1 protein-coding gene is annotated in these 267 nt (G+C 61.4%); it reads left to right on the top strand.

Features of this window, described 5'->3' with window-relative positions; translation table 11 throughout:
- Positions 1-267: hypothetical protein (locus P8629_RS11970; protein ID WP_278166337.1), on the top strand; the 267-nt coding region annotated here is incomplete at both ends.

The following is a 267-nucleotide window of genomic DNA, read 5'->3' as shown; positions in this document are numbered from 1 at the left end:
ATTGGCGCGTTTCCTGCGCTGAACGCCAGGCCTGCGGAAGTGCTTCGGGAGTGCCTGCAGCAGATTACCGCGACGCTGGAGGACTATAACGCTCAGCACCCGCAACAACCCGCCGCACCGTTTGCGGTGAATCAGATCGTACACCCCACCAATGACCGCCTGGACCACGATGTAGCGCTGTGCGCGGAGTTCAAGGTGCCGCTGATCATCACCAGCCTGCATGCGCCCAATCGGGTGGTTGAGCAAGTACACGCCTATGGCGGCTTG

The sequence above is a fragment of the Hydrogenovibrio sp. 3SP14C1 genome (genome assembly GCF_029625905.1).
In the GTDB taxonomy this organism is placed as follows: Bacteria; Pseudomonadota; Gammaproteobacteria; order Thiomicrospirales; family Thiomicrospiraceae; genus Hydrogenovibrio.
This window is presented reverse-complemented; position numbering and strand designations above follow the sequence as displayed.